The 20,180-nt window shown below is 43.0% G+C and carries 22 protein-coding genes and 1 tRNA gene; 10 read left to right on the top strand and 13 right to left on the bottom strand.

The features are described from left to right. Window positions 1-156 precede the first annotated feature (156 nt). The 4 genes from mutS to AY607_RS05660 all read left to right on the top strand — a co-directional run bounded on the left by mutS (window position 157) and on the right by AY607_RS05660 (window position 4,961). On the top strand, window positions 157-2,790 hold the full coding sequence (gene mutS, locus AY607_RS05675) for a DNA mismatch repair protein MutS (protein WP_064102022.1): 2,634 nt from the start codon (window positions 157-159) through the stop codon (window positions 2,788-2,790). 204 nt (window positions 2,791-2,994) lie between these two features. Then, entirely contained in the window at window positions 2,995-3,318 is a 324-nt protein-coding gene (fdxA, locus tag AY607_RS05670) for a ferredoxin FdxA (protein ID WP_000144889.1), read from the top strand. 134 nt (window positions 3,319-3,452) lie between these two features. After that, window positions 3,453-4,163, top strand: a complete 711-nt coding sequence (locus AY607_RS05665; RefSeq protein ID WP_064102021.1) for a D-Ala-D-Ala carboxypeptidase family metallohydrolase — start codon at window positions 3,453-3,455, stop codon at window positions 4,161-4,163. A gap of 132 nt (window positions 4,164-4,295) precedes the next feature. Continuing rightward, complete coding sequence (locus tag AY607_RS05660) at window positions 4,296-4,961, top strand: O-methyltransferase (RefSeq protein ID WP_064095973.1); 666 nt, start codon at window positions 4,296-4,298, stop codon at window positions 4,959-4,961. A gap of 168 nt (window positions 4,962-5,129) precedes the next feature. On the opposite strand, the gene AY607_RS05655 is transcribed toward AY607_RS05660, so the two are convergent. The 8 genes from AY607_RS05655 to AY607_RS05620 form a co-directional block, all read right to left on the bottom strand. Beyond that, window positions 5,130-5,972 (bottom strand): universal stress protein, encoded by an 843-nt coding sequence (locus AY607_RS05655; RefSeq protein ID WP_064095972.1) that lies wholly within the window; start codon window positions 5,970-5,972, stop codon window positions 5,130-5,132. A gap of 190 nt (window positions 5,973-6,162) precedes the next feature. After that, on the bottom strand, window positions 6,163-6,780 hold the full coding sequence (locus AY607_RS05650) for an acyltransferase (RefSeq protein WP_064102020.1): 618 nt from the start codon (window positions 6,778-6,780) through the stop codon (window positions 6,163-6,165). Beyond that, window positions 6,773-7,372 (bottom strand): IMPACT family protein, encoded by a 600-nt coding sequence (locus AY607_RS05645; protein WP_064102019.1) that lies wholly within the window; start codon window positions 7,370-7,372, stop codon window positions 6,773-6,775. The genes AY607_RS05650 and AY607_RS05645 overlap by 8 nt, the downstream gene beginning before the upstream one ends. 268 nt (window positions 7,373-7,640) lie before the next feature. Then, on the bottom strand, window positions 7,641-8,384 hold the full coding sequence (gene lptB / locus AY607_RS05640) for an LPS export ABC transporter ATP-binding protein (RefSeq protein WP_064095969.1): 744 nt from the start codon (window positions 8,382-8,384) through the stop codon (window positions 7,641-7,643). Continuing rightward, the gene (gene lptA, locus AY607_RS05635; RefSeq protein ID WP_064095968.1) at window positions 8,384-8,950 is read right to left on the bottom strand and encodes a lipopolysaccharide transport periplasmic protein LptA; all 567 of its coding nucleotides are present in this window, start codon (window positions 8,948-8,950) and stop codon (window positions 8,384-8,386) included. The genes lptB and lptA overlap by 1 nt, the downstream gene beginning before the upstream one ends. Then, window positions 8,934-9,482, bottom strand: a complete 549-nt coding sequence (gene lptC, locus AY607_RS05630) for an LPS export ABC transporter periplasmic protein LptC (RefSeq protein WP_064102018.1) — start codon at window positions 9,480-9,482, stop codon at window positions 8,934-8,936. The genes lptA and lptC overlap by 17 nt, the downstream gene beginning before the upstream one ends. A gap of 33 nt (window positions 9,483-9,515) precedes the next feature. Further along, on the bottom strand, window positions 9,516-10,055 hold the full coding sequence (locus tag AY607_RS05625) for a KdsC family phosphatase (protein WP_064102017.1): 540 nt from the start codon (window positions 10,053-10,055) through the stop codon (window positions 9,516-9,518). A 3-nt stretch (window positions 10,056-10,058) separates the two neighbouring features. After that, window positions 10,059-11,102, bottom strand: a complete 1,044-nt coding sequence (locus tag AY607_RS05620) for a KpsF/GutQ family sugar-phosphate isomerase (protein WP_225215729.1) — start codon at window positions 11,100-11,102, stop codon at window positions 10,059-10,061. 432 nt (window positions 11,103-11,534) lie between these two features. Between AY607_RS05620 and cysS the strand changes: the two genes are divergently transcribed. The 4 genes from cysS to AY607_RS05600 all read left to right on the top strand — a co-directional run bounded on the left by cysS (window position 11,535) and on the right by AY607_RS05600 (window position 15,144). Then, a complete protein-coding gene (gene cysS / locus AY607_RS05615) occupies window positions 11,535-12,956 on the top strand; it encodes a cysteine--tRNA ligase (protein WP_064102016.1) in 1,422 nt (473 codons plus the stop codon). 62 nt (window positions 12,957-13,018) lie between these two features. Continuing rightward, window positions 13,019-13,094 (top strand) — tRNA-Gly (locus AY607_RS05610). 190 nt (window positions 13,095-13,284) lie between these two features. After that, window positions 13,285-14,073, top strand: coding sequence for a hypothetical protein (locus AY607_RS05605; protein WP_064102015.1), 789 nt, complete (start codon window positions 13,285-13,287; stop codon window positions 14,071-14,073). Window positions 14,074-14,166: 93 nt separating this feature from the next. After that, a complete protein-coding gene (locus AY607_RS05600; RefSeq protein ID WP_064095963.1) occupies window positions 14,167-15,144 on the top strand; it encodes a fatty acid desaturase family protein in 978 nt (325 codons plus the stop codon). A 31-nt stretch (window positions 15,145-15,175) separates the two neighbouring features. Here AY607_RS05600 and AY607_RS05595 read toward each other — a convergent pair whose 3' ends face one another. After that, the gene (locus tag AY607_RS05595) at window positions 15,176-16,117 is read right to left on the bottom strand and encodes a cation diffusion facilitator family transporter (RefSeq protein ID WP_064102014.1); all 942 of its coding nucleotides are present in this window, start codon (window positions 16,115-16,117) and stop codon (window positions 15,176-15,178) included. A gap of 131 nt (window positions 16,118-16,248) precedes the next feature. Continuing rightward, window positions 16,249-16,890 (bottom strand): glutathione transferase, encoded by a 642-nt coding sequence (yfcF, locus tag AY607_RS05590; protein ID WP_064102013.1) that lies wholly within the window; start codon window positions 16,888-16,890, stop codon window positions 16,249-16,251. Between the two features lie 240 nt (window positions 16,891-17,130). On the opposite strand from yfcF, the gene AY607_RS05585 reads away from it, so the two are divergent. Together AY607_RS05585 and AY607_RS05580 are read left to right on the top strand one after the other, a co-directional pair. After that, window positions 17,131-17,850: a glutamine amidotransferase gene (locus tag AY607_RS05585; protein ID WP_064102012.1), complete on the top strand. Its 720-nt coding sequence runs from the start codon at window positions 17,131-17,133 to the stop codon at window positions 17,848-17,850. Window positions 17,851-17,897: 47 nt separating this feature from the next. Continuing rightward, window positions 17,898-18,530, top strand: coding sequence for a LysE family transporter (locus AY607_RS05580; RefSeq protein WP_064102164.1), 633 nt, complete (start codon window positions 17,898-17,900; stop codon window positions 18,528-18,530). Window positions 18,531-18,589: 59 nt separating this feature from the next. Here AY607_RS05580 and AY607_RS05575 read toward each other — a convergent pair whose 3' ends face one another. The 3 genes from AY607_RS05575 to AY607_RS05565 form a co-directional block, all read right to left on the bottom strand. Continuing rightward, complete coding sequence (locus AY607_RS05575) at window positions 18,590-19,180, bottom strand: YceI family protein (protein WP_064095959.1); 591 nt, start codon at window positions 19,178-19,180, stop codon at window positions 18,590-18,592. A gap of 129 nt (window positions 19,181-19,309) precedes the next feature. After that, on the bottom strand, window positions 19,310-19,771 hold the full coding sequence (locus AY607_RS05570) for a GNAT family N-acetyltransferase (protein ID WP_064102011.1): 462 nt from the start codon (window positions 19,769-19,771) through the stop codon (window positions 19,310-19,312). A gap of 175 nt (window positions 19,772-19,946) precedes the next feature. After that, on the bottom strand, window positions 19,947-20,162 hold the full coding sequence (locus AY607_RS05565) for a hypothetical protein (protein ID WP_064095957.1): 216 nt from the start codon (window positions 20,160-20,162) through the stop codon (window positions 19,947-19,949). Window positions 20,163-20,180: the final 18 nt, after the last annotated feature.

The following is a 20,180-nucleotide window of genomic DNA, read 5'->3' as shown; positions in this document are numbered from 1 at the left end:
TTGAAGCTGAATTGAATCAGCAGATTCATTTCACATTTTCGGTCTCTTGCACTCCACCATATGAGACGGGTCTGACTGAAAATCTGCTTTAAATTTTCCTGCATAGCCTATTGCACAGTATTTGCATTTATCTCTTGTTGAAAGGATTTATTTTTAATGACCAGTTCAGAAATTATGGCTGATCTTTCTACCTTAACGCCCATGATGCAGCAATACATGTCAGTAAAAATGCAGCATCCGCACTCATTGATGTTCTATCGTATGGGTGATTTTTATGAACTGTTCTTTGAAGATGCACACAAGGCAGCCAAGATTTTAGGCATCACCCTGACCCATCGCGGTAAAGCCAATGGTCAGCCGATTCCTATGGCGGGTGTGCCTTATCATGCAGCCGAGGGCTATCTGGCACGTCTGGTCAAAAAAGGCGAAACCGTGGTGATCTGCGAGCAGATCGGCGAGGTTACTGGGAAAGGACCGGTTGAGCGTGGTGTAGTTCGGATTATTACGCCTGGCACTCTGACTGATGATGCCATGCTCAGTGCACATCAGAGCTCGAATCTGGTGGCTTTATGTATTCAGCAGAATCAGATTGGTATTGCACTTCTCGATCTCAGCGCTGGCTTATTTAAAGTCCAGCAGCAAGATTATGATATTAATCAGCTCATGATTGAACTGGCGCGTTTGATGCCAAGCGAAATTCTGCTGGATGAAAATATCGCTGATCCGACATTGACCGAACAACTCAAACAACAACTGGATATCTCGGTCACCAAACGTCCCGATGTCGACTTCAACCTGAACAATGCGCAAAAAACCTTATGCGACCAGTTTGCCGTCAGCACGCTTTCAGGTTTCGGGATTGATCATTTACCTTTGGCCAAAGCAGCCGCTGCAGCTTTAATACATTATGCCAAAGAAACCCAGAAAACGGCATTACCGCATATCCGCACGATTCAGCTAGAACAGAGTTCAGATTTTATTGCGCTGGATCCAGTGACACGCCGCAATCTGGAGCTGATTGAACCTTTATTTGAACATGGTACTTCGCTATTCCAACTGATCAATGATTGCCAGACTGCCATGGGTGGACGCCTGCTTAGTCGCACCCTGATGCAACCTTTACGCGATACCGCACTGCTGGATGAGCGCCTGGATGCCATTCAAGCCTTACTTCAAGGTTTCCACGAAGTGCCTGTACGTTTGGTCCTTAAAGAGATTAGCGATATTGAACGTGTGCTGAGCCGTATTGCACTTGGCAGTGCCCGTCCACGTGATCTGGTACAACTGCGTCAAGCCTGTGCGCAAATTCCATTTTTACGCCATGCCCTGCAGCCGATTGTCAGTCAGCAGCAATCTGGGCTATTAGAACAGCTCAATGAAGAACTCGGCGACTTCCATGGTCTACATCAACGCCTGATGTCAGCTATTGTTGAAAATCCACCCGTCCTGCTGCGTGACGGGAATGTGATTGCAGAAGGTTTTGACAGTGAACTGGATGAATTGCGACAGATTCGCGATCATGCCAGTCAGTTCCTGATTGATCTGGAAATCAAGGAACGTGAACAGAGCGGCATTCCCACCCTAAAAATCGGCTATAACCGCGTTAGTGGCTATTATATTGAGTTAACCCGCGCGCAGGCTGCACAAGCACCCGAGCATTATATCCGCCGGCAAACCCTGAAAAATGCAGAACGTTATATCACGCCTGAACTGAAAGCCTTTGAAGATAAAGTCTTATCCAGTGAATCACGTGCTTTGGCCCGTGAAAAAATGCTGTTTGAAATGCTGCTGGATGAGTTACGACAGGATATTGGCAATCTACAGATGATGAGCAGCGCCATTGCTCAGATTGATCTGATTGCGAATTTTGCCCATCAGGCACGTTTACGCAACTGGTCGCGTCCAAAATTCAGTCCTGAAGTTGGTGTAAGTATCACTGCCGGACGACATCCGGTGGTAGAGTCCCTGAGTAAAACAGCCTTTACCCCAAACGATACCCGACTGGATTTTGCCCATCGGATGGCCATCATTACCGGTCCCAATATGGGGGGTAAATCCACATTTATGCGCCAAACTGCATTAATCGTACTACTGGCTTATTGTGGTGCCTATGTTCCAGCGCAAGCTGCAACTTTAGGTCCGGTTGACCGTGTCTTCACCCGGATTGGTTCTGCCGATGATTTATCGACAGGCAAATCCACCTTTATGGTGGAAATGACCGAAACTTCGCAAATCCTGCATCATGCTACCAGTCAGTCTTTGGTACTGATGGATGAGGTTGGTCGTGGAACCAGTACCTATGATGGTTTGTCACTGGCCTGGGCCTGTGTGCTGGATCTGACCAAACGCATTCAATGTCTATGTCTGTTCGCAACGCATTATTTCGAACTGACCGAACTGGGCAAGGAACCGGGAATTGATAACTACCATGTCACCGCCAAAGAGTTGAATGGTAACCTGATTCTGCTGCATAAGGTACAGCCTGGACCAGCCAGCCAGAGTCATGGCTTGCAGGTCGCCAAACTGGCAGGTATTCCAGCTGCAGTGATTAAAGAAGCACAAAACCGCTTGAAGATTCTGGAAAAGCAGCATCAGGTCAAACCTCGGAGTCCACAGCATGACCTGTTTGCGATGCCCGACATCATTGAACCTGTGGAACGTATCATCGAAATTGAGAAAGAGTCGCCTGCACTAGACTTGCTTGATGATATCGATGTGGATAGCTTGAGTCCGCGTGAAGCTTTGCAGCAGTTATATGCACTCAAAGATCTGCTCAAACAGCCAAGTTAATTCTTGACCCTAGACCTCATCTGGCATGGGGTCAATGGGCTAAGAATACCGATGAGAGACACAATTCATCGGTATTCTCCCTTTTTTCAAATTTAACAGCCCTATATATAACAAATATCAATAAAAGGAATTGTTAGTTCCCCCTGTTTTTGCCTAAAATACAGTATTCGTAATTAGAACCATATTGTTTAGGTAGCTGTCGCCATGACCTTCGTTGTCACTGAAAATTGTATTAAATGTAAATATCAAGACTGTGTAGAAGTTTGCCCTGTAGACTGTTTCTATGAAGGTCCTAACTTCCTCGTAATTAACCCGGACGAATGTATCGACTGTGCGTTATGCGAACCTGAATGTCCGGCAAATGCAATTTTCTCTGAAGATGAATTACCTGAAGGTCAGGAAGTCTTTATTGAACTAAATGCTGAACTGTCGCAAAAGTGGCCAAACATTACACAAATTGGTGAGCAACCAGCCGACCGTGAAGAATGGAATGGCAAACCAGATAAATTGCAATATCTTGAAAAGTAATTATTTTAAATTTAAAAGATCAGCATATGCTGATCTTTTTTATACGCTTTGCACACATTTCATTGCAATATTCTCCAAATTTCTCCTTACATTTAGTCTAAAATAGCGCTATTTATAAATATCTGATTGTATAAATGATGAATTTTGCAAAGGGATTATTGAGTCTTTGTATAATCCCTCTGGTTTTTGTGGGCTGTACTACTGCCACAAAACACCCTGCACAGCCCGCGGGAAAACGGATTTATATTCCCCAAGAACGTGTGCAGTTTGACCGTAAAGCCTACCCTAAAACTATTCCTTATGTTTATACCCAGTGGGTTTCATCTCTGGATAATCTGGCGCGCGTACGTGAGTATGAAGTCTTTCTTGAACGTCATGGCGTTGGTAATATTATTCCAAGTTTTGAGTTGATGCGTACTGCACGTGACTGGGCCAAGTGTGGCCGTTCCCAATACATGATCCCAAGTCGGGAATTATGGGCCAATCAGATACCGACTTTAAAAGTGTTTAAATATCTGATTGCAGCCAATGTGCTGACTGATTTTGAAGTGACTTCAGTCTATCGCGATCTGCCATTGAACCAGTGTGCCGGTGGTGCGAATTCTTCACGTCATCTATATAACTCTGCCATTGATTTCCGGATTGGACCAGAATATCCGCAGGCAGAAGACTATGTCTATATTGAAAATACCAAGTTCAAATTGTGTCAGTTCTGGGCTCAGCATGGCCAAAGTCTGAATATGGGACTCGGCATGTATGCTTCAGGTCAGATCCATATCGATACCCAAGGTTACCGTACCTGGGGGCCGAGTTTGGGGCGGAATTCCTCAATGTGTAATTACTAAGTCATGACACCTACTACACAAAATTCCTCGTGAGTTTTGTGTAGTTTAAAAAATCAGCACCTACAGAACAATAAATTGCGCTCTGCCGCGAAAAGTTTAAAATGCAGGCATCACAATCAAGGTGCCAAGACTATGCAACAAATGTGGACAGACATTGATCACTATATTGATTCACATTTAATTCCTGAAGACCCTATTCTGAATCAAACTCTGGAAAACACTGCCGCGCACGGTTTTCCTGATCATCTGGCTGTAGCACCGAATCAAGGCATGTTGTTGCAGATGCTGATCCAGATGAACCAGTGTAAACGTGTACTGGAACTCGGCACATTTGCAGCATATAGCACCATGTGGCTGGCGCGTGCCTTGCCGGATGACGGTTATATCCTGACCATTGAAGGACGTGACACCCATGCGGCAATGGGTCAGGAAAATATTGACCGTGCCCAGCTCAAACAGACCGTTGAACTTAAATGTGGCCGTGCAGCAGACGTGCTTAAAGCCCTGCCTGAAGACACTGAAGCTTTTGATTTTATCTTCATTGATGCAGATAAACAGAGTTATCCGGAATATCTGGAACTCAGTTTAAACCTGTCGCATTCAGGTACGCTTATTTTTCTGGACAATGTGATTCGTGCTGGCGAGATCATTAATCCGGACAATAAAAAGCCAAGTATTGAAGGCATTCGCGATATGTTTAAAGCCCTGCAAAATCATCCACGTATCTTGTCCTGTACTGCTTTACAGACGGTTGGTAGCAAAGGACATGATGGTTTCGCACTCGCGATTGTTAAATAAAAGCAGAAGAGCAAAAATCACCCAATACGATATTTCTTATAAATAATATATACTTATAAAAATTAACCACAGAGTTATCCACAATATATGAGGATAACTCTGGTCATTTTTAACTCAAGCTGTAACAATTTACGATTAGACTCCGCACCTGGCAATCTTTTGCAATTCTCACTTGGCAACCAGCAAAGGAACTTTGGAATTACGGAAAATTGTGGTTGCAATACTTCCTAAGAAGAACTGGTGGATTTTACTGTGACTGAATGCGCCAAGCACAATCAGTTGAATCCCCTGTTCCTGCTGATAGGACAAAATATTTTCTGCAACATCACCATAGCGATATTGTGGTACCACCTCTAAGCCAGCCTGAGTTAAATATTGCAAAGGTTCATTCAGAATTTCAGCATGATCACCGACATATAACAGATGACATTGCAATAAGCGTAGCAAATCGCTTTCTGCAATCCGTTTCATCATCTTGATGCAAGTGGGTGAATATTCATAGGCAAAAATAAAGCGTGTCGGTGGCTTAAACTGTTCTCCGACTGTCATGACGGTACAGTTAGCCCCACGAATAAAGTTTTCGACATTGGTGCCAATTGGTTTGTTTTTTTCAGCTGAACGTTCGCCGAGCAAGCCTATCACCGCAATATCATCAGGCTGCAGAATCTGGAAGCTTTGTTCCAGAAAATCGCCCTTTTCCTGAATGTGTGTGGTGTGAATACCATGTTCTGCCAGAATCCGTTCAGAAATGTGCTGCAGCAGATTATTGCTATAATCCAGCGCGATTTCACTTTGTTTTTGTTCAAGTTCAGCCAGCTCTTTCAGTAACATGGCGTTACTTTCAAAGCCAATCACTCCACTGATTTCCCCTAAATGATAACTGGCAGGGTAATAATCCAGAACCTGTAACAAGACCAGTTCACGGCCAGTCTGTTTGGCAATCCATGCAGCTGCGTCTGCCAGCGCGTTTATACATGGGGATGAGTCAATGCAGGCAATGACACGTTTCATGTTTAGCCTCTCTAGTTATGATAAAAATTTCTTAGTTATTTTTAACTTAGCATAAGCATTCAAAAATGTGCAGCAAAATCTGTAAGGCTTGAATTGAAATATGTTAACTTTTATGTGAATAAATATAGATCGCTAAACCCATTTTTCTACTCATTTCTATCTTTATTTCAACCCGTTGACTTCAAAAAACTTATTCACGATAACGAATAAATCTAGCCGGATTTCCGGCGACAATTGCACGCGCCTCAACATCCTTGGTCACCATACTGTTCATCCCCACCACAGCCTGATCTGCGATTTTAATTCCGTCCTTGATACCCACGTGTGCACCTAGCCACACATCCCGGCCGATCTCGATGCCTTGTGAGCGCACCGGTTGCTGATAAATTGGCTGCTCGGGATCCATCCCGTGATCAAAGGCATAAAGATGACAATAAGCAGCGATACGTACCTGATCATGCAGTTTAATCCCTACCCGCCCGCCATCCAGAATACAGTGATGATTAATCGCCACTTCATTTCCAATGTCCAGTGGGCCATGCAAGGTGCAATCTGCGGCAATAAAGGTATTATCACCGATGATGATTTTGCGCCCCGGCTCGGCAAAGATATGTGCCAGTGGTGAAATAAAACAGTTTTCACCAATCTCGATGGTTTCCATCTCCATCAGATAAGCCTGATATTCCTTTTGCCATGCTTCTGCCCAACCGCGATTTTTTGGCTTTAAGGACCAGTACAGCCAAGGCATATAGTTCAGACGATGTTTATGCTGCTCACGATATTTCAGTAATGGATCTACGTCAGTCATCTGTCGCTTCTTCAATAATTTTTAATTGTTCCCGGCCACGCGTCACATCCTGAACTTTCAGGGCAAAGGGTTGAATTTGATGTAATTGAAATAAGGCGCTGACCTGCACACCTTCGGCTGTATATTCTTCCTGATAATCGATTTGCTGCTGATTCAATTCATACTGGAATATGGCCCACTCATTAAATTGACAGGAAAATTGCACCTTTTTCTTTTCAATCAGTTCAATTTTTTCTGCTAATAGCAAGCATTGTCCAGCGCAACCCCCATAGGCTCGCACCAAGCCTCCTGTTCCCAGCTTGATTCCGCCATACCAGCGATTGACCAGTACCAGCACATTGGTCAGTTCATTACCCTCAATAGTCGCCAGTATCGGACGTCCTGCAGTACCTGAAGGTTCACCGTCATCATTAAAGCGTACCTGATGACCAATTTTCCAGGCCCAGCATTGATGTGTGGTGCTTGGATCACGATAAGCCTCCAGAAAATCTTTCACCTCCTGCTCATTTTCAACAGGGGTAGCAAAGGCCTGAAAGCGGCTTTTTTTGATATCTTCCTCAAAACTGACTAGGCTGGCAATGGTAAATGGCATAACTTCAGGCTTTAAACTCTTACTGTTGCAGTATACCCGCTTTGTACAGACAAATAAAAAGCCTCTCCAAGGAGAGTCTTGATTTTACTCGATTGTTTTGAAAGGCTTTAAAAATCATCAGATCCGGGAAACTTGCATTCTTGCCTGTTTTTTACTCATTTTTCTTCTTCGGCAAGGACATTGAATGCAATGGTTCTTTGCCGCTAATTAAAAAACCTGCATCTGACAATTGAAATCTGATGCAGGTTTTTTATAAAGTAAGAGACATTTAAACAGTGAAATCATCACCCAGATAAACTTTTCTCACGGTCTCATTCGCCAGAATTTCTTCCGGTGTACCTTCAGCAATCACTGCACCTTCACTGACAATATAAGCATGTTCACAAATCGCCAGTGTTTCACGGACATTGTGATCGGTAATCAGCACGCCAATACCCCGATCTTTCAAGTTGGTAATAATATCTTTAATATCTCCAACCGAAATTGGGTCAACACCGGCAAAAGGCTCATCGAGTAGCATAAATTTAGGATCAGCGGCCAAGGCACGTGCAATTTCAGCACGACGTCGCTCACCACCGGATACACTCATTCCCAAGGAATCTTTAATATGGGTAATTTTAAAGTCCGCCAGTAGCTCTGCCAGACGTTGCTGACGTTGAGCCTTGGTCAGCTCTTTACGGGTTTCCAGAATCGCCATAATATTTTCTGAAATCGTCAGCTTCCGGAAGATTGAAGCTTCCTGCGGCAAATAGCCAATCCCTTTACGTGCCCGCTCATGCATGGCCAGGTCGGAAAGATCCAGATCATCCAGATAAATTTCGCCCTTATCCATCCGTACCAGCCCAACAACCATATAAAAACTGGTGGTTTTACCAGCCCCGTTTGGGCCCAGCAGTCCCACAATCTGGCCACTTTGCATACTGAACGATACATCTTTGACGACCCAGCGCTTATTATAATTTTTCGCCAGATGCTTAATGGTTAAGGTCTGAACCTGCTGCGATTGCTCCATTAATCACGCGCTCCCGGGAAGGATTTTGAAGTAGACGGTGGAATCACGATTTGTACACGGCCTGAAGAAGAACCAGTCTTGTTTGGAGTTCCTGTGGCTTCGATATCGCCTTTATTCATGCTGTACTTTAAAGTTGTACCGCGAATACTGGCACCATCCTGTTGCAGGAAAGCATTACCGGACAAGGTAATAATGCCTGTTTCGGCATTATAGACAATTTTTTGTGCCTGACCTTTCGCCAGACCTTTGTCCGGATCTACTTTTTGCTGAAACTGTGCCGGACTGCCTGTCGCCGTAATGAGGCTGATCTGGCGTTTACTGTTCAGATTAGCCACAATCGAATTGGCTTGCAGCTTCATGGTGCCCTGTTCAATGATGACATTACCAGAATAAGTCGTCACACCCGTCCGCTCATTAAAAGTCGCGCGGTCAGCCAGCAAGGTAATTGGCTGATTACGGTCAGATGGCAGCGCAAAAGCAGTGATTGAACCGAGTCCAACCACAGTCGCTAGCGTTATACGCTTTAGGAAAGTGTGCATCATTTTGGCTTTAGGAGTTTGGTTCATACTTTCCTCGAATATTAAAGAATTCGTATTGACCATCATTAAGATTGGCTTTAAGACCCTGGCTGACAAATTCAGCCTGTGGAGATTCCACAATCACTGTCTTGTCTGTTTCAATTTCGCGTGTTTTCGGAAAAGCGGTCAGTTCTTCAGTACGGAACTGCATTTTCCCATTTTGCATGATTTTGGTGGCGAGCACTTCTTGAGAGAGTACAACTTTTGTATTGTCATCATAACCATGCGCCATTTTGGCAAAGAAAGTGGCATCGATTTTACCATTGTCATAAGTCGATGCTCGCAGATTTTCCAGCTTTGAGGTTTCTAGCTGCAGATTCTGCTCAAGTCGATCCACTTGGGCACGAACCGACACCTGGCCTGATTCATCTGTCTGGGTTAAGTTAATATTTTGAGCGGAATAGGTCATGCTGCGTGCAGAGTCTGCCTGCAGCTTGTTACCTTTGCCGCTGTAATAGTAATAACCACCACTTATTGCGGCAATAATCACAGCCGTAATGTATAAAACTTTAGTATCCATAAGCGGTGTACTTAATCCAAAAGATAGGACTTATTAATAAGGTGCACGAATATATTTTTCAAGTAACTCTTGGTACATGCCTTTGGACATTAACAGCATGTCGCAGATTTCACGAACCGCACCGCGACCACCGTAGGCTTGAGTGACCAGATCGGCCCGACGGCGAACTTCGACATGACCATTAGGCACTGTCACTTTCATGCCCGCAATGGCAAAAGCAGACAGATCAGGCCAATCATCACCCATGTACAGGCAATCTTCAGGATCAATGTTAAGCTGTGCACATGCTTCACGAAGAGCTGTGCCTTTATCTTCACGGCCCTGATAGACCAGATCAACACCCAGATCTGACATACGCTTTTCAACAATACGACTTTGACGACCGGTGATAATAATCACCTTGATTCCCGCCTGCTGAACCAGTTTCATGCCCAGACCATCACGAATATCAAAGGATTTAATCTCGTCACCCGAATTAGTCAAGGTAACAAAACCGTCACTTAAAATACCATCGACATCAAGCACCATTGCTGCGATATGACGTGCCTGCTCTAACAATACATAAGATGCCATCTATTAATTTACCCCAGCCTGAATCAGGTCATGCATACTGATCACGCCAATGACTTTATTGGCATCATCAACAACTACAAATTGATTAATTTTATGCTCATTCATACGCTCCAGCGCGATCACTGCACGTTCTTCCTGAGAAATAGTCAACGGATTCTTGATCATTACGTCTTGCACTGCCAGATTGACATCAAAGCCTTGCTGTTTATCGATTAAGCGGCGTAAGTCCCCGTCTGTAAAAATACCGAGCAGGAGGTCATTTTGATCGACAATTGTGGTCAAACCTAGACGTTTATTTGAAATCTCGTATAAAACCTGGTTCATCGGCGTATCTGGCGAGACTTTCGGCAAATCGGCTCCAGTACGCATCAGATGTTTTACATGCAACAACAGGCGCTTACCCAACGCACCCGCAGGATGTGAACGTGCAAAATCATCTGAAGTAAAGCCGCGAGCATCCAGCAAAGCTACTGCCAGAGCATCACCCAAAGCCAGTGTGGCGGTAGTACTTGAAGTTGGCGCCAGACCGAGTGGACACGCTTCCTGGATATTACCGAGCGTCAAAGCTACATCAGCATTTTGTGGCATGGGACCTTGGTCATCACCACTGATGGTAATCAGGGGAATTTGCAGATGCTTGATCAGGGGCATCAGCATCATGATCTCATCACTCTTGCCCGAGTTTGAAATTGCAATCAGCACGTCACCTGACACCAGCATCCCTAAGTCACCATGACCTGCTTCACCAGGATGCATAAAGAACGATGGCGTTCCGGTCGAAGCAAAGGTCGCCGCCATTTTACGGCCAATATGACCCGACTTGCCCATTCCGGTAATCACCAGACGGCCGGTACACTGCAGAATAATCTCACATGCGCGGCTAAAACGGTCATCAATCTGTGTTGCTAAAATCTGTAACGCATTTTCTTCGATGCGCAGTGTTTCAAGTGCGACTTTTTGGAAATCTAGCTGATTCGCTGTTTTTTGTGGATTCAAAGCCTGTTTACCTACGCTAAGGACAGAGAAAAACTCTGGTTTGATGGGCATAATTTTCGCAATTTTAGCATAGCTATGCAATTGCAAGATTTCTAAATGTATAAGATTCGACGTATTTTTAATATATTTCGATTGTATTTGACTTGCGAAGCCAGGTATATCCACCTCTACATTTGCTCCATTTTTGAAACTGGAGAATGTGCTTGTTTTTATTTTTTATCGGAATATCCTCACGCTTGTCTTAATGAATTATATTCATAAAAGAACATCCTCATTCCAATACTCCTTAATTCCCCTCGCAAACACTGCCCCAGAAAAGACCAATTCATTATTGTCATTTCAGTCCAGAAATTTTTTCTTTCTCAATCATTATTGCTACCTAACTAGGCTAAATAACTGAGGCTTTTTACGCTTTTATCTTTATGAATAATTATGCTTGGGTTAAGATGAATCATCCTTTTATTTGAAGTCCTTTGAACAGCTATGCAACCATTTGTTCTATATAACTCAGAGCAACGCAAAAAAGTAGAATTCGTACCTCGTGTTGAAGGTCAGATTGACCTGTATGTCTGTGGAATGACGGTCTATGATTATTGTCATATAGGACACGCACGTACAGTGGTTGCATTTGACTACATTATCCGTTTCTTGCGTAGCCAAGGCTGGAAGGTCAAATATGTGCGCAACATCACCGACATTGATGACAAGATTATTAAACGTGCCAATGAAAATGGTGAAAGTATCTCGGCGTTGACCAGTCGCTTTATTGATGCGATGAATGAAGATTTTGCCAAACTTGGCTGCCTTGCACCTGATGTAGCACCTAAAGCAACAGATTACATCGATCAGATGCAGGATATGATCAGCAACCTGGTCGACAAAGGTACGGCTTATCCATCCAATAATGGTGATGTCTACTTTGAGGTCGAGAAGTTTGCCAAATATGGTCGTCTTTCTGGCCGTAAACTGGAAGATATGCAAGCGGGTGCGTCTGAACGTGTCGATGTTGAAGTCGAAAAGAAACATCCATTTGACTTTGTACTGTGGAAACATGCCAAGGATAATGAACCGTCATGGGCTTCCCCTTGGGGGAATGGCCGTCCGGGCTGGCATATTGAATGTTCGGCAATGTCGACCTGCTGCCTGGGTAATCATTTCGATATTCATGGCGGCGGTGCTGATCTGACCTTCCCGCACCATGAAAATGAAATTGCACAATCTGAAGCTTCTACTGGCGAACAGTATGTCAATTACTGGATGCATGCCGGATTTATTAATGTCGATGGCGAGAAAATGTCGAAGTCTTTAGGCAATTTCTTCACCATTCGCGACGTGATTGAAAAATTCCATCCGGAAGTGGTACGTTATTTCATTGTTTCTTCCCATTATCGTAGCCCGGTGAATTACTCGGATGTTGCCTTAAAAGAAGCAAAAAATACCTTATCTCGTTTCTATCACTCGTTTAAAACCTATCAAGCGGTTTATGGTGATCATCTGGTTGAAACTCTGGATGAGGCTTTTGTTGAACGTTTTAATGCCGCTATGCGTGATGATTTCAATACGCCTGAAGCGATTGCGGTATTGTTCGAAATCAATAAAGAACTGAATCGTGCTGTAAAAGAAGAAAATGCGGAACAAGCAGCGATTTATTATGCAACTTTACGTCACCTGACCAATATTCTCGGTCTGGTACAGCAAGATGTAGATGAGTTCCTCAAATCTGACATTGGTCAGGAAGCATTGGGACTATCACCTGAACAAATTGAAGATTTGATTCAACAGCGTCAGGATGCCAAGAAAGCCAAAGAATTCGCCCGTGCGGATGAGATTCGTCAATCTTTACTTGATCAAGGTGTTGTTCTTGAGGATACCCGTCAAGGTACTGTCTGGCGACGTGCTGATTAATTAATCAAACAGATTTATAGAGAGTTGACACTGCTGTGGAATTCTCTATAATTCACCTCATTGCGGGAATAGCTCAGTTGGTAGAGCATAACCTTGCCAAGGTTGGGGTCGGGAGTTCGAGTCTCCTTTCCCGCTCCAGAATACGAAAAACCCTTATCGAAAGATAAGGGTTTTTTTATTAAATTCTAAAAATTTTGATTGATAAAAAGTATCTCTAAAAATCACGTCTTAGCTACTTTCACCCCGACATTTTTTGGGTAATTCACAACAAAGTGCTATTGTAAATAAACTTCAAAACTTTCAATTCTTTTAATTACGATATCGTTTCATGACTTATAAACTGAATGCACGTCATCTTGTTTTAGACCTTCTCTACGCTTCGAAAGACTCAGCCCTCTCTATTAGGCGGATATTAACGGCTGCTGAATTATTAGGCATATCTGAGAATGGCATACGCGTCGCTGTGGCCCGATTAAATCAGGAAAATGTCATTCAATCTGTAGAGCGCGGTGTGTATCAGTTGCTAGAAAAAAAGTTCGATACTTCTTTTATCAGTTTAAACAAACAACCCTATATACAAACTGTGACCACATGGAATGGAAAATATGTACTGGTCTATACGGGTACTTTAGGGCGCGTAGATCGTACGTCATTATCTAGAAGGGAAAAAGCGCTGCATTATTATGGTTTTCAGGAATTGGAACAAAATGTTTTTATTCGTCCAGATAATTTAACACTGAGTCTAAGCACATTAAAAACAGCTGTAATCCGGTTTGGATTAGATGCTGATGCACGTTTTTTCCAAGTCAGTCAGCTGGAAAGTGAAACTGAAGTTCGTGATTTATGGGATATCGAAGCGCTACATCAGACCTATCATGTAGTACAGCATGATATCAACGCCTGGTTTGAGAATTACCAAAATCTGAATTTAGCAGAGGCTGCAAAAAGTGCCTTTTATCTAGGTAAGTCTGCCCTATTTAGTTTACGTGCTGACCCTTTGCTTCCTGCAGAATGGATAGATACCGAGGCTCGACAACAATTTGAGCTCGCAGTCCGCAAAATAGAAAAACAGGGACAACTTTTATGGCAACACTATTTTAAAGACCAAGGGCTCTAAATTATTTCTTTTTTATACACAAAAATAAATTGACTGTAATATTTCATCCAAATATATTGAATATAGCAATAAGAACTAAATATAGGCAGAAGAATGAACAGCAAGGTCAGTGTCACAGAACTTTTTAGTCGTGATGAAATTAAAGAACTCACCACGACCTCAGACTTGCACGGTGTCTGGGCAGTAGGTTCGACATGGACCGTAATTGTCATGACCTTTGGCACGGTCGCCTATAGCTGGGAATATTTACCTACGTGGGGGAAAGTCCTGATGTGCGCGCTGGCATTGGCCATTCTTGCGGGACGCCAGCTTGCGATGGCTATTTTGATGCATGATGCCTCACATCATAGCCTGTTCAAAACCAAATGGTTGAACACTCATTTGACCGACTGGCTCTGTGCACGCCCGATCTGGAATGATGTCAGCAAGTATCGTCCTTATCATCTGAAACATCATGCTAAAACCTCGCAGCCAGATGATCCTGACTTGGGGTTGGTAAAAAATTTCCCCATTACTCAAAGCTCACTATTCAGGAAATTCTTCCGTGACCTGAATGGGCAATCTGGACTTAAGTTCCTTGCAGGTCGAGTATTAATGGATCTTGAATTACTGGAATGGAGTGTTTCCAATGACCCCAAGCCAATTCCGCGTGGTGATCGCAGCAATTTAGAGTTAGCAAAGAATCTGTTTAAGAATAGTTCCGGTATGTTCATCTCAAATGCAGCAATTTTTTATGCACTGTGGGCCAGCGGCCATCCTAAACTGTATTTATTATGGCCTCTCGCCTATATCACTCCATTTCCTTTGTTCATCCGCATCCGCGCCATGGCTGAACATGCCGGATTAGAAACCAGTCATTCTGCCCTGAGCAATACCCGAACTACTCGTGCAGGTTGGTTGGCACGTGCTTTGGTTGCCCCGATTCATGTGAACTATCATATTGAACATCATTTAATGGCCTCTGTTCCGCATCAAAAGCTGGCGAGAATGCACCAGATGTTAAGGGAGCGTCATTATGTCGATGCCCCACCAAGTTATCTGGATGTGATTCGCTCACTTTTAAAAAAATAATCAATTTTCCTGATGCTTAGATTAGTCAATTTCAATGCTGATGGCTTTCGGCATGTGAATGCTGATGTGAGGATTGTCCCCGATGTTCCGGCGGACAATCTTCCGCTTCGATCTGCAAGGTCATCTCGGTAATATGATGCTCATGGTGGAGCATCTCAAAGGCCTGATGACGCAGTTTCTGATAATCCACATTCGGCGCAACCAGATGCACGGTCAGCATGACTTTTTTGGAAGTAATCGCCCAGACCTTGAGCTGATGAATATCCTCGACCCCGTCAAGCGCCAAAAGATCGTGACGTAATTTTTCAATATCAATTTCCTCCGGCACACCTTCAAGCAGAATATTGATGCTCTGTTTCAGCAAAACCCAGGTTCTTGGCAATACCCAAAATCCGATTAATACTGCAATGAGTGTATCAATCCACATCCAGCCGGTGAAATAAATCACTAACGCTCCAATAATCACGCCTACAGATCCCAGTGTATCACTCAGCACTTCCAGATATGCACCTTTGACATTGAGACTTTCCTGACTGCTGGACACCAGAATTTTCATGGAAATCAGGTTAATGATCAGCCCCAAAACAGCAACAATCATCATGCCAAGGCTCTGGATTTCTGGTGGATGACTCAAACGCTGATAAGCTTCAAACAAGATATAAATCGCAACCACAAACAACATCAAGGCGTTAAACAGGGCAGCCAGAATTTCAAAACGTTGATAACCAAAAGTCCGTTTATTGTCTGCCGGTTTTTGTCCGATCTTGATAGCCACCAGTGCAATAGCCAGTGCGGCAGCATCGGTAAACATATGTGCAGCATCAGAGAGCAAAGCCAGACTTTGGGTCAGAAAACCGGCAATTACTTCCACAATTAAAAAAGTCGTGGTTAATCCCAGCGCTATCGATAATTTTCTGGCATTGTCTGCAGTCACGTTGACATGACTATGCTCATGATGATGTGAATTCCCCACCGGCTACTCCTTCCTTCTTATTCAACGAGGACATGCATCCTCAGCATCATTCAAGTCTTGTTCTGATTCATATTACGCTTGAATTTTATCTATTTAAGTAGGTTTTTTATGAACTGTTTTATCAGTCGGCATTAAATTAAAGTTTTGGCTTTTTCATGTTCTGCCAGCCACGCCTGTACCGAAGCACGCTTAAAATTACGCTCGACATATCCTATTATTTTCACAGGAAGTTTCACCTGATGGCTCAGCAAACGATGCAACATAAAGGCCAGATCAAAGTCCGCAATGGACCAGTGTTCAGTCAACCATATGTCCTCTAGCATATGTTCTGCCACATTTAACAATCGCTGAATTTCTTCAGTTATCGCAGCTGTAAGAGGTGAAGATATTTTTGGTGGATGAAATACCGAATCAGAAGGCATTTGCTGACGGATTTGCATAAAATCGGTTTTGACCAAGGCTTGTAGGGCGCGACATTTGGCTCTGGCTTGAATTTCCTTAGGATATAAAGCTGGATAATTAGGTGCTGCAAAGACATCCTCCAAGTATTCAGTGATTGCCCATGATTCAAACAGACTAAAATGATCTAGCGTTAAACACGGAACTTTAGCACTTGGACAAATGGCTTGATAAGCCGCAGATTTCTGTTGCTGCTGATCTAAATCAATCACGATTTCCTGAAAATCTAAACCCTTTTCTTTTAAGGCAACATAGACCGACATAGCATAAGGGCTGATTCTATTTTGATCGACATATAAACGTATATTTTGCATATCCTTGTTCCTGATGACCTTATTGTTTTTATTCAGTACGGCAGCCTTACTCTACTCTCTTTCTTACACAAAAGAAAAAATGAAATGCTTGATGTAGCGATCACACGAAAATTTTTACTTACTTGCTGATAGTGCAACGATACCCATTATTTTCTATTTTGCACAGGATCGGTAGATAAAGCCTTTTATTTTGCTTTTGATTCACGTTAAATTAAATCATTCTCTTGATATCAAAAAACTATGCTGAACTTAGCCCACCTCCCCGATACTGTATATGCCATTCAACATCTGGCTTTTGAAGACTTAGGCGCTTGGGAAGATGTTTTTTATCAGCTCGGCTTACGCGTCCGCTATTTTGAAGCCGGCATTGATGATCTTAACAAAGCTTTTGAGCATCCTGGCTTAGTAGTCATTCTTGGAGGCCCTATTGCAGTCTATGAAACTCAAAACTACCCATTCCTACAAGAGGAAATAAACTTACTTAAAGTTCGTTTAGAGAGAAATCTACCGACTTTAGGTATCTGTTTAGGGGCTCAATTAATTGCTGCTGCGTTGGGTGGCAAAGTCTATTCCGGGCATACCAAAGAAATCGGCTGGTCTAAACTCAACCTTGCTTCTGTTGAAAATAATCCGCTGCAAGCTCTGGAAGATATTCAAGTCCTGCATTGGCACGGTGATACTTTTGATTTACCTGCACAGGCTGAATTACTGGCCAGCTCTAAACTTTATCCGCATCAGGCTTTCCGTGTGGGTAATCATATTCTGGCCCTGCAATTTCATCCCGAAATAGCCAGTGACAGTCTGGAAAAATGGCTGATTGGCCATACTGGTGAATTACGACAGGCTAATATTGCTATACCTACACTTCGCGCAGCCAATCTTCAATTTGCACCTTTGCTGGAAAGGACTTCAAAAACTGTCTTGGAACAATATCTGGCTCAATTAAATATGGCATCTTGATTCAGCGCATTTTAAACTTGACTCCAATTCTTGATATTAAAAATTTTATGAGCGCATTATTCGGTATCGCTGTTATTCATTTTTTCGCCCTGATCAGCCCGGGACCAGACTTTTTCTTTGTAACACAAAGTGCGATACGGCAGTCCAGAAAACATGCGCTCTTTGCAGCTATCGGGATTTCGTTGAGTATTCTGCTCTGGTCAATCTGTGCGCTCAGTGGTTTACATTTCCTGTTTCAGAAAGTGGCCTGGTTGCAGCAGGTGTTAATGATCTTGGGTGGCATATATCTACTTTATTTAGGCTACCTGATGTTAAAGTCAAGTTTAAAAAAACCACTATCCTTAATTGAACCAAAACATGAATCTGTCCCGGTAGCACAAGCATCATATTTTAAATTATTGCTTCAGGGGTTTTTGACCAATATGGCCAACCCTAAAGCCCTGATTTACTTTAGCAGTGTCTTTTCTCTGGCCATCAGTCCCAATGCAAGCTTATCAGAGCAATCCTCCCTGTTACTCTTGGTATTTGTAGAAAGCCTGCTCTGGTTTGCAGTTGTTGCTGTTATTTTTTCAATGCGCAAGATGAATACCTATTATCAAAAATTTGCCAAATGGATTGACGGGATCACCGGTGGAATTTTTATCAGTTTTGGCTGTTTACTTATTTTTAACCGGAATTAAACTTGTTGGTCCAATTAAAAAAGCACCTGAATTTAGGTGCTTTTTTAATCAAGTCGTGCTTATTTCGCTTTGGCTGTTGGCACGCTTGCTTCAGTGGTAATCTGTACGGTAATTTTATCACCTACATTAGGTACATAGTTTGCGATACCAAATGCAGAACGGTTGAATGATGTAGTGGCATTAAAACCGACTGTTTCTGCTTTGGTCATTGGATGTGGGCCTTTCTTGTTCAAAACGGCATCCAATACAACTGGCTTAGTAACGCCTTTAATGGTCAAATCACCAGTAATTTTAAATTTCTTTTTGTCCTGAGTTTCAACTTTGGTACTTTTAAAAGTGATGTTTGGGTATTTCGCTGCATCAAACCAGTCTGCCGCCACTAAATGCTCATCCAAAGCTTTCACGTTGGTATTGATACTCGATAGTGGAATTGTCACATTCACAGAAGAGTTCGCAGGTTTTTGCTCATCAACATTAATGGTACCCTGAATATTTGAGAAGTTACCTGATGGTGTAGAAAAACCAAAATGATCCCAGCTAAATACAGTAGCTGTATGGGTTGGGTCAATGGTATAAGCCACTGGTTTAGCCATAGAAACAGTTGCCACGGACGCAACCGCCAAGCCTAATGCTAATGTTTTGAAATTCATGTTTTTATCTCTCGTTTTGGATGTCATCAAGTGTATAGAAACTGGCAACGTTTGCAGCCCTAAAGATAAAACGTTTTGTTGCAGCTATGAAACGATAAATTTGTAAGTTATTTTTCTAACTTTTGATGGTCAATCCATACGATATTGGATGAATCCGGTTTTCTTGGCGACTTTGTTATATAACGCTTGTGCCTGATGGTTTGATTCCTGAGTCAGCCAGTACACCCGGTCGCAATTACGCTGCTGCGCTACCTGATAGATATGCTCAAGCAACTTGCGCGCTACGCCCCGGCCACGATAATCTGGATGGACAAATAAATCCTGCAAATAGGCATATGGTCTTACTGTCCAGCTACTGTTATGCTCAATGACATGCACAATTCCCACAACCTTTCCATCCATCATTGCAGCAAAACCGTACATTGAATCTAATTCATAATTGGTTAATTTATCCCAGGTATTTTCACTCACCTCATCCGAAATTTGCGTCTGATAAAAGCGTTGATAGTCTTGCCATAAAAATAGCCATTCCGGCTGTGATATTTGCTCTAGAGCTTTGATCTGGATCTGGATCTGGGGCTGTATATTCATGTTTAACCGCTTCTTTGGCTTATTTCTTTAATTTAAGTCGTTTCGATAGTGGTCGCTGAATTATTATAGCGGCCTAAACCTAGCTTTATATCATCTCGTGTTCATAAGCAACCCATCAGATGAAAATCATCCGGCATAAAAAAAGCCCCAATCAGGGACTTTTCACGCTTTATGTTTAAAGTTTTTCAACCAGAATACGATCAACCTGTTTTAGGCCAGTCGTCTTTTCATGATTTTTACGACGCACTTTAATGACCTTTTCTTCGGCTAATTCTTGCAGCATTAAATCAACTGCAACCATCGCGTCAAGAGGTAACTCCTGTCCGATCCACTTGAGTTCGCCTGCATCCATTAAAGTAATTTCATCGTTAATTTGTTCATACAAGCTCATGTTCATCTCACTCTTTCA

Source organism: Acinetobacter sp. SFA, assembly GCF_001647535.1.
Classification (GTDB): Bacteria; Pseudomonadota; Gammaproteobacteria; order Pseudomonadales; family Moraxellaceae; genus Acinetobacter; species Acinetobacter pecorum.
Note: the sequence above shows the minus strand (reverse complement) of the source record. Positions and strands in the feature narration are given on the sequence as shown.